Source organism: Mycobacterium sp. NGS39 (assembly GCF_059812765.1).
In genome coordinates, this window is sequence record NZ_JCALDH010000011.1 from 158155 (window position 1) to 167011 (window position 8857).

The 8857-nt window shown below is 66.7% G+C and carries 9 protein-coding genes and 1 pseudogene; 9 read left to right on the forward strand and 1 reads right to left on the reverse strand.

Annotation, left to right across the window (positions count from 1 at the left end):
- Window positions 1-3: 3 nt before the first annotated feature.
- Window positions 4-1830: an AMP-dependent synthetase/ligase gene (locus AC5Y39_RS16720; RefSeq protein WP_500019793.1), complete on the reverse strand. Its 1827-nt coding sequence runs from the start codon at window positions 1828-1830 to the stop codon at window positions 4-6.
- A 92-nt stretch (window positions 1831-1922) separates the two neighbouring features.
- Here AC5Y39_RS16720 and AC5Y39_RS16725 point away from each other — a divergent pair, with 92 nt between their 5' ends.
- From AC5Y39_RS16725 to AC5Y39_RS16765, 9 genes and pseudogenes are all read left to right on the forward strand, one after another.
- Complete coding sequence (locus AC5Y39_RS16725; RefSeq protein ID WP_500019795.1) at window positions 1923-2312, forward strand: polyketide cyclase / dehydrase and lipid transport; 390 nt, start codon at window positions 1923-1925, stop codon at window positions 2310-2312.
- 18 nt (window positions 2313-2330) lie between these two features.
- On the forward strand, window positions 2331-2768 hold the full coding sequence (locus tag AC5Y39_RS16730; protein WP_500019797.1) for an SRPBCC family protein: 438 nt from the start codon (window positions 2331-2333) through the stop codon (window positions 2766-2768).
- Entirely contained in the window at window positions 2761-4020 is a 1260-nt protein-coding gene (locus AC5Y39_RS16735; RefSeq protein WP_500019829.1) for an ArsA family ATPase, read from the forward strand. Before AC5Y39_RS16730 ends, AC5Y39_RS16735 begins: the two co-directional genes overlap by 8 nt.
- A complete protein-coding gene (locus AC5Y39_RS16740) occupies window positions 4017-4406 on the forward strand; it encodes a hypothetical protein (RefSeq protein WP_500019799.1) in 390 nt (129 codons plus the stop codon). The genes AC5Y39_RS16735 and AC5Y39_RS16740 overlap by 4 nt, the downstream gene beginning before the upstream one ends.
- A gap of 40 nt (window positions 4407-4446) precedes the next feature.
- Window positions 4447-5154, forward strand: coding sequence for a lysophospholipid acyltransferase family protein (locus tag AC5Y39_RS16745; RefSeq protein ID WP_500019801.1), 708 nt, complete (start codon window positions 4447-4449; stop codon window positions 5152-5154).
- Between the two features lie 18 nt (window positions 5155-5172).
- On the forward strand, window positions 5173-6054 hold the full coding sequence (locus AC5Y39_RS16750; RefSeq protein WP_500019803.1) for a hypothetical protein: 882 nt from the start codon (window positions 5173-5175) through the stop codon (window positions 6052-6054).
- Entirely contained in the window at window positions 6051-6563 is a 513-nt protein-coding gene (locus tag AC5Y39_RS16755; RefSeq protein ID WP_500019805.1) for a polyadenylate-specific 3'-exoribonuclease AS, read from the forward strand. The genes AC5Y39_RS16750 and AC5Y39_RS16755 overlap by 4 nt, the downstream gene beginning before the upstream one ends.
- 4 nt (window positions 6564-6567) lie before the next feature.
- The gene (locus AC5Y39_RS16760; protein ID WP_500019807.1) at window positions 6568-7956 is read left to right on the forward strand and encodes a class II 3-deoxy-7-phosphoheptulonate synthase; all 1389 of its coding nucleotides are present in this window, start codon (window positions 6568-6570) and stop codon (window positions 7954-7956) included.
- Between the two features lie 311 nt (window positions 7957-8267).
- Window positions 8268-8857: pseudogene (locus AC5Y39_RS16765) on the forward strand (hypothetical protein); the annotation flags it as partial.

The window sequence follows — 8857 nt, forward strand, 5'->3', positions numbered from 1 at the left end:
GCGTCAGCGGTAAAGCGCCTCGATCTGGTCGGCGAACTTCTCCGCGACCACCTTGCGCTTGACCTTCAGCGTCGGCGTCAGCTCGCCCGTGTCCACGGTGAAATCGACCGGCAGGATCGTGAACTTGCGGATCGCCTCCGCCTTGGAGACGGCGCGGTTCGCCTCCTTGACCGCAAGATCGATTTCGGCGCGCAGGTCCGGGTCGTCGGCGAGTTCTTCCACCGAAGCGCCGGCCGACTTGCCGTGGTGCTGCTTCCACACGTCGAACGCTTCCGGATCGAGCGCGATCAGCGCGCCGATGAACGGCTTCGCGTCGCCGACGGCCATCGCCTGGCTGATCAGCGGGTGCGCGCGCAGCTGGTCCTCGAGCACCGCCGGGGCGACGTTCTTGCCGCCCGCGGTGACGATGATCTCTTTCTTGCGGCCGGTGATCGACAAGAAGCCGTCGGCGTCGATGCTGCCCAGATCGCCGGTGTGAAACCAGCCCTCAGCGTCGATCGCCTCGCGGGTGGCCTGCTCGTTGTGCCAATAGCCGGCGAAGACCACCCCGCCTTTGACCAACAGCTCGCCGTCGTCGGCCAGCGCAATGCTGTTGCCGGGCAACACTTTTCCTACAGTGCCGACCTTCAGGTCACCAATCCGGTTCACGGTGATCGCGGCGCTGGTCTCGGTGAGGCCATAGCCCTCGTAGATCGAGACGCCGACACCGCGGTAGAAGTGGCCCAGCCGCGCGCCCAGCGGCGCGCCGCCCGAGATCGAGGCCCGGCAGTTTCCGCCCAGCGCGGCGCGCAGCTTGCCGTAGACCAGGCGGTCGAACAACGCGTGCTGGGCACGCAGCAGCAGCGACGGCCCGCCGCTGTCTTGGCCTGTTCTGCTCCTCACGTCCGCGGTCGCCTTGCTCCAGTCGATCGCGGTCTTGGCGGCCAGGTCGAAGATCTTGCCCCGGCCGGAGTCGCGGGCGTTGAGTTCGGCTGTGTTGTAGACCTTTTCGAACACACGTGGTACCGACACCACGACGGTCGGCTTGAACACTCCGAGCATCGGCACCAAGTTCTTGATGTCGCTGGTGTAGCCCAGAGTCACCTTGTTGGCGAACGCGGTCATCGACAGCGCGCGGGCCAACACGTGAGCCAGCGGCAAAAAGATCAGCAGCCGCTCACCCTTGCGCAGCAGCGTGGGAAAGCACGCCGACGCTCCGCGGATCTCGTGCACCAGATTCGAGTGCGTCAGCTGCACGCCCTTGGGTCGGCCGGTGGTGCCCGAGGTGTAGATCAGCGTGGCCGGATCAGAGGCGCGCAGCCCGGCCAGCCGGACGTCGAGCTCGCCGGCGTCCACGGAGCTGCCGGCCTCAGAGAGCTCGTCGAGCGCCGACCGGCCCGATGACTCGATTCGCAGCACCTTGCGCAGCGACGGCAGCTCGTCGGCGAGTTCCTTGACGGTCTGGGCGTGCGCTTCGTTCTCGGTGAACGCAAGCACTGCCCCGGAGTCCTCCAGCACCCAGCGCACCTGGTCCGGTGAGCTGGTCTCGTAGATCGGCACAGTGACCGCCCCGACCGACAGGATCGCGTAGTCGAGGATCACCCACTCGTAGCGGGTGGCCGACAGGATCGCCACCCGGTCGCCGGCGTTGACGCCCTCGGCGATCAGTCCCAAGGCAGCCGCGCGGATCTGCGCGGCGGCCTGTGCGCACGTCACGTCCGTCCACGCCCCGTCGACGAGCCGTTGGAAGATCACGTGATCGGGGTCGCGTCGCTCGTGCTCGAACACCGAGCTGGCAACATTGTCGTCTTCCGCGACGGAAAACGACGCCGGAAGGCTCACTTCACGCACGATCACGGACCTTCTTTCAGCGGCGGGTGACTATCGTGTTCAGCCTAGCGAGCAGGTAGTGGACGGGATTCATCGCCGGATTGAGAGAGGCCATGCACAGCATCCAGATTGCCGACGAGACGTTCGTCGCCGCGGAGCCGGCCGACGTCGGACGGGCGGTGTCCGACCCGGGCAAGTGGCGGCGCTGGTGGCCGGATCTGTGGCTGGATGTGGTCGAGGATCGCGGTGAAAAGGGCATCCGCTGGACGGTCACCGGCGCGCTCACCGGCACGATGGAGATCTGGCTGGAGCCGATGCTCGACGGCGTGATGCTGCACTATTTCCTGCACGCCGAGCCCGCCGGCGCGGCGGCGTGGCAGCTGGCGCGGATGAACTTCGCGAAGCTCACCCACCAGCGCCGGGTGGCGGGCAAGGAGATGGCGTTCGAGGTCAAACGCACGCTAGAAGCTTCCCGGCCGGTGGGGGCGTCGCGCACGCCCTGACTTGGGTACCTTTTGAAGGTGGCAGATTCCACGGCGCAGACCATCTACATCGACGCCGACCCGAAGACCGTGATGGACGTGATCGCGGACATCGAGGCCTACCCGCAGTGGGTGTCGGAGTACAAACAAGCCGAGGTGCTCGAAGCCGACGCCGACGGCTATCCCAAGACAGCGCGACTGGTGCTGGACGCAGCCGTGCTCAAGGACACGATGGTGCTGGCGTACGACTGGCCGGCCGATCACACCTCCGTGCGCTGGCATCTGGTGTCGAGTTCGCTGCTGCGAGCTCTCAACGGCGCATACCACTTGTCGCCCAAGGGTTCCGGAACCGAGGTCACGTACGAGCTGTCGGTGGACCTACTCATCCCGATGATCGGATTGCTCAAACGCAAAGCCGAGCGTAGGTTGACCGACACCGCACTGAAGGACCTCAAGAAACGAGTCGAGGCTGAGTGAGTCACCGCCCGCCGCGCAGCGGATCAGCCTCTTCGTCGGCAAAGGGGGAGTAGGCAAGTCGACCCTCGCCGCGGCCACTGCGGTCAGTGACGCCCGCGGCGGCTTCCGCGTCCTGCTGGTATCCACCGATCAGGCCCATTCGGTGGGCGACGTCCTCGGTGTCCCGGTGGTCCCGACGGGCGCGCGCGAGGTCACCCGGGTGCTGGAAGACGACGTCGACGCCGGCGGGGGCTTCCTCGATGCGCTGGCCCTTGACACGCTCGCGCTGCTGGAGGCGCGCTGGCGGCAGGTGGCCACCCCGCTGGGCAAGCGGTTTCCCGATTCGGAGCTGGGTGACGTCGCGCCGGAGGAGTTGTCGGCGTTGCCCGGTATCCAGGAGGTGCTCGGCCTGCACGAGGTCGGCCAGCTCGCCGAGTCGGGGCGGTGGGACCACGTGGTTGTCGACTGCGCGTCGACCGCCGACGCGCTGCGGATGCTGACGCTGCCGGCCACGTTCGGCATGTACGTCGAGCGGGCCTGGCCGCGCCATCGGCGGCTGGCGCGTGCGGGCGAGGATGCCGGCGCAGCGGCTGTGGTCAGCGTGCTGGAACAGATGGCCGCCGGGATGGAGTGGCTGACCGCGCTTCTGACCGACGAATCGCGGGTGGGTGCGCACCTGGTGCTGACGGCCGAGCGGGTGGTCGCCGCCGAGGCGGTGCGCACGCTCGGCGCGCTGTCGTTGACGGGTGTGCGGGTCGACGAGCTGATCGTGAATCAGGTTCTGATAAAGGATAATTCGTACGAGTACCGCAATCTGCCGGAGCATCCGGCCTTCGACTGGTACACCGAACGCATCGCCGAGCAGCAGGCCGTACTCGACGAACTCGCGAGCAAGATCGGCGACGTCGAGCTGGTGCTGGCACCTCATCTGGCCGGCGAGCCGATCGGTCCCAAGGCGCTGCTGCAATTGCTCGACAACGTGCGCCGCCTCGACGGATCGCCGCCGCCGGGGCCGATCCGGCCGGTGGTGGACCGGGAGTCCGGCTCGGGTCTCGATGCCGTGTACCGGATGCGGTTAGAGTTGCCGCAGGTCGACCCCGGCTCGTTGACGCTGGGCCGAGTCGACGACGACCTGATCATCGGCTCCTCGGGAATGAGGCGTCGAGTTCGGCTGGCGTCTGTGCTGCGGCGGTGCGTGGTCACCGACGCCTCGCTGCGGGGGAGTGAGTTGACGGTGCGATTTCGACCGAACCCGGAGGTGTGGCCCGCGTGAGTGGAATGCACCCCGAGATTGCGCCGGAGTTGCGGGCGCTGGCTCAGGCCGTGCTCGACCGCATCGATCCCGCGGTGCGTGCCGCTGCGGCGATTGCGTCGGGCCGTGGCGGCGCGCCCGGCAAATGTCAGCAGGTGTGGTGCCCGGTATGCGCGCTGGCCGCGCTGACCTCCGGAGAGCAGCATCCCCTGCTCGACGTCATCGCCGAACACAGTGTGGCGCTGCTGACGGTGGTGCGCGCGATCCTCGAAACCAACGGCGCAACCAACGGAGACGCGGACGGCACGCCGCCGCCCGATGGAGACGGTCCGCCAGGCGACGGCCCGCCGCCTGCCCCCGGCCGGTATCAGCACATTCCCATCAGCGTCGAAGACCCTCCAGAATAGGTAGAGTTACCCGAAAGCGCGCCCCGAGCCAGGAGTGTCCATGTGGTATTGGCTGTTCAAGTACATCTTCATGGGACCTCTGTTGTTGCTTCTGGGGCGACCGAAAACCGAAGGGCTTGAACACATTCCGGACTCCGGCCCGGCGATTCTGGCCAGCAACCACCTCGCCGTGGCCGACAGCTTCTATCTGCCGCTCGTCGTCAAGCGTCGCATCACGTTCCTGGCCAAGGCCGAGTACTTCACGGGCACCGGCCTGAAGGGATGGTTCACCCGCTGGTTCTACACGGTGGCGGGTCAGGTCCCGATCGACCGCAGCAATGCCGACGCCGCGCAGGCCGCGCTCGACACCGCCAAACGACTGCTGGACGACGGGAAGCTGCTCGGCATGTATCCCGAGGGCACGCGCTCCCCGGACGGCCGGTTGTACAAGGGCAAGACTGGACTGGCCCGGCTCGCGCTGGAAACCGGGGTGCCGGTGATTCCCGTCGCGATGATCGGTACCAACGTCGTCAACCCCCCGGGCAGCAAGATGTGGCGATTCGGCAAGGTCACCGTCCGCGTCGGCAAGCCGTTGGACTTCAGCCGGTTCGAGGGTCTGGCCGGCAACCGCTTTATCGAGCGCGCGGTCATCGACGAGGTGATGTACGAGCTGATGCAATTGTCCGGTCAGGAGTACGTCGACCTGTACGCGGCGGACATCAAAGAGGGCAAAGTCGCCGACGGCGTCGCCCGCTCGACCGCCGCATAGGACCGTCCGCTGGCCGAGTTGTGGCACTCGTTTTGGCAGAGCCTCGTCGACAGGGGGCGGCTGCCGCTGCTGTTCTGCCTGCTCGCGTTCATCTCGACGTTCTTCGTCACGCGCACGATCGTGCGCTACATCCGGCGTCACGCCGATAGCGACGCACCACGCAAGTGGTGGCAGCCGCGCAACCTCGGCCACGGCGGCATGCACATCCACCATGCGGTGATCGGCGTGGTGCTGGTGATGGTCTCGGGAGTGACCATGGTGACGCTCGCGGTCGACGGCGGAGTACCCGAATTCACCGCTGCCGCAGTGGTTTTCGGTATCGGGGCGGCGCTGGTGCTCGACGAGTTCGCGCTGATTCTGCACCTGAGCGACGTGTACTGGGCCGAGGACGGCCGCACGTCGGTGGATGCTGTGTTCGCCGCTGTCGCGGTCGCCGGGCTGCTGGTGCTGGGCTTCAACCCGTTGTCGTTCTTCGACATCGGGATGTGGCGCGACGACAACTCGGTGCCCGCCCGCGTGACCGTGGTGATGATGGCGGTGGCGACGCTCGCGCTGGCGGTGGTGGTACTGCTCAAGGGCAAGGTGTGGACCGGGCTGGTGGGCATGTTCATTCCGCCGCTTCTGGTGCTCGGGGCAATCCGGCTGTCGCGCCCGCATGCCCCGTGGGCGCGGTGGCGCTACACCAACAGGCCGCGCAAGATGTACCACGCACTGGAACGGGAGCGGCGGTTCCGCCGACCTGTGGTGCAGGCCAAGCTGTGGGTGCAGGACGCGGTGTCGGGCATGCCGCGATTTCCCGACGACGCCCGGGTCGACGAGCAGCTGGACCGCGAGATCCACGCCGCCAAGCCGCCGCAGAGCGCCCGCCGGCACGAGGAGCACATGAGGCTTCCCGCGTGAGGTACTTCTACGACACCGAGTTCATCGACGACGGCCGCACCATCGACCTCATCTCGATCGGCGTGGCCGCCGAGGATGGCCGCGAATATTACGCGGTGTCAACCGAATTCAACGAGCAGCTGGCCGGGCGTTGGGTGCGCAACCACGTACTGCCCAAACTGCCGCCGCCGTCGTCGCCGCTGTGGCGCTCGCGGGCAGCGATCCGCAACGACCTCGAGGACTTCTTCGGCATCGACAGGGCAGAACCGATCCAGCTGTGGGCGTGGATCGGCGCCTACGACCACGTCGCGCTGTGCCAGTTGTGGGGTCCGATGACCGCGCTGCCGCCCGCGATGCCCAAATTCACCCGCGAGCTTCGCCAGTTCTGGGAGGATCGCGGGTCGCCGACGCTGCCGCCGAAACCCGCCGACGCGCACGACGCGCTGGTGGACGCCCGGGAGGCTTTGCGGAGATTCCGACTCATCGCCACCGCCGAAGGCGGTTCAGCTGGAGCGGCATCGTTACCATAGACGAGTGAACTGGACCGTCGACATCCCGATTGACCAGCTGCCTGCGTTGCCGCCGCTGCCGGCGGAGCTGCGCGCCCGGCTGGACGCCGCGCTGGCCAAGCCCGCTGCTCAGCAGCCGAGCTGGCCAGCCGACCAGGCCAAAGCGATGCGGACGGTCCTCGAGAGCGTGCCGCCCATCACCGTCCCGTCGGAAATCCGCAAGCTGCAGGGCCTGCTCGCCGACGTCGCGCAGGGCAAGGCGTTTTTGCTGCAGGGCGGCGACTGCGCCGAGACGTTCGTCGACAACACCGAGCCGCACATCCGCGGCAACATCCGCGCGCTTCTGCAGATGGCGGTGGTGCTGACCTACGGCGCCAGCATGCCGGTGATCAAGCTGGCCCGGATCGCGGGCCAGTACGCCAAGCCGCGGTCCAGCGACATCGACGCGCTCGGCCTGAAGTCCTACCGCGGCGACATGATCAACGGTTTTGCACCGGAAGCGGCGGCGCGTGAGCACGATCCGTCACGACTGGTGCGTGCCTACGCTAACGCCAGCGCGGCGATGAACCTGGTGCGCGCGCTCACGTCGTCGGGCTTGGCGTCGCTGCACCTCGTGCACGACTGGAACCGCGAGTTCGTCCGCACGTCCCCGGCGGGCGCCCGCTACGAGGCACTGGCCAGCGAGATCGACCGCGGGCTGACGTTCATGAGCGCGTGCGGCGTCGACGACAGGGCGCTACAGACCGCGGAGATCTACGCCTCCCACGAGGCGCTGGTGCTGGACTACGAGCGGGCGATGCTGCGGCTCGCAGAGGACGAGGCGGGGGAGCCGGCGCTGTATGACCTGTCGGCGCATTACGTGTGGATCGGGGAGCGCACCCGCCAGCTCGACGGCGCGCACATTGCGTTCGCGGAGGTGATCGCGAACCCGATCGGTGTGAAGATCGGCCCGACGATGACGCCCGAACTCGCCGTCGAGTACGTCGAGCGGCTGGATCCGCACAACAAGCCGGGCCGGCTCACGCTGGTTTCGCGGCTGGGCAACAACAAGGTGCGCGACCTGCTTCCGCCGATCATCGAGAAGGTGCAGGCCACCGGTCACCAGGTGATCTGGCAGTGCGACCCGATGCACGGCAACACCCACGAGTCGTCCAACGGGTACAAAACCCGCCACTTCGACCGGATCGTCGACGAGGTGCAGGGCTTCTTCGAGGTGCACCGAGCACTGGGCACGCATCCGGGCGGCATCCATGTCGAGATCACCGGTGAGAACGTGACCGAGTGCCTCGGTGGGGCGCAAGACATTTCGGACATGGACCTGGCCGGGCGCTATGAGACCGCATGCGATCCGCGGTTGAACACCCAGCAGTCGCTGGAGCTGGCATTCTTGGTCGCGGAGATGCTGCGCGACTAGGCCTTTCGCCGGCCCGCTTCGCTTCGCCGAGCGTGCTTCGCTTCGCCGAGCGTGCGCTCACTGCGAAAAATCCGCCGAAATTTCGCAGTGGATTCACGTTCGGCGTTGGCAGCGGCCGTATTTGGTGCGATGGGCACGTCCTTCGCGCGCTTACGATCTTCAAAGTGGGTGTGGTGCCGAGTCGGTCTTAGATCGTCAACTGGGACGTCGAACACTTAAATGACGCCAGTCGACACTGGAGTGCCACCGCCCGGTAGTGGGAAGACGCGTTCAGCAACGTTCATCGTGCCAGCTTTGCGACGGGAGGAGCGGTGTGGGAAGGCGCGGCTGCTGACGCGGCTCAGGAACGCAGTTATCGAGATTTGTTGACGGTCCGCGGTCTAGCTGACAGGTTGCACGAGGCAGGAGAAACCGCGCGGCGTGGAGCGGAGGAGCTGGACTTCGCAACGCGACGAGCTCTCCTGGCGATAGGTGAAGCCGAGGCGGCAGGATTTGCTGTCCGCGAGGATCTTTCGGTCGTGAGCCGGCAACACGGCGGCGATCCCGCTTTCCAAGCGCAGCGCTCAGTTTTGGCTGCGCAGCATGCCGCCACGATCGCAACTCGCGCCGCTGAACTCAGCACCCTCGACAGGGAAATTGCTGCGAAGCTCGCCGCCGGCACCGCGCCTCTGAACGACGCCGTGTTCCCGGAAGCGCCGAGCGTTCACGGTGTCGACTACAAGACGGCGCCTCCGCCGAGCCAGCCATACCCGGTGAACGAAGTGCTCGCGGAGCAACGGACCTCGACGGCAACCGAGTTCTGCTTCGGCGTGGCTACTACGACGCAAAGACTCGACAGGGATTTGGGTGGGACAAGATGTATTGGAAACACGGGATTGTCAACATCAATGTGTTCAAGGAC

What these genes read in the sequence shown, in the direction of transcription:
- AC5Y39_RS16725 (WP_500019795.1), top strand. Translation starts at nt 1,923, where the DNA reads ATGCACAGCATCCAGATTGCCGACGAGACGTTCGTCGCCGCGGAGCCG.
- AC5Y39_RS16745 (WP_500019801.1), top strand. Translation starts at nt 4,447, where the DNA reads ATGTGGTATTGGCTGTTCAAGTACATCTTCATGGGACCTCTGTTGTTG.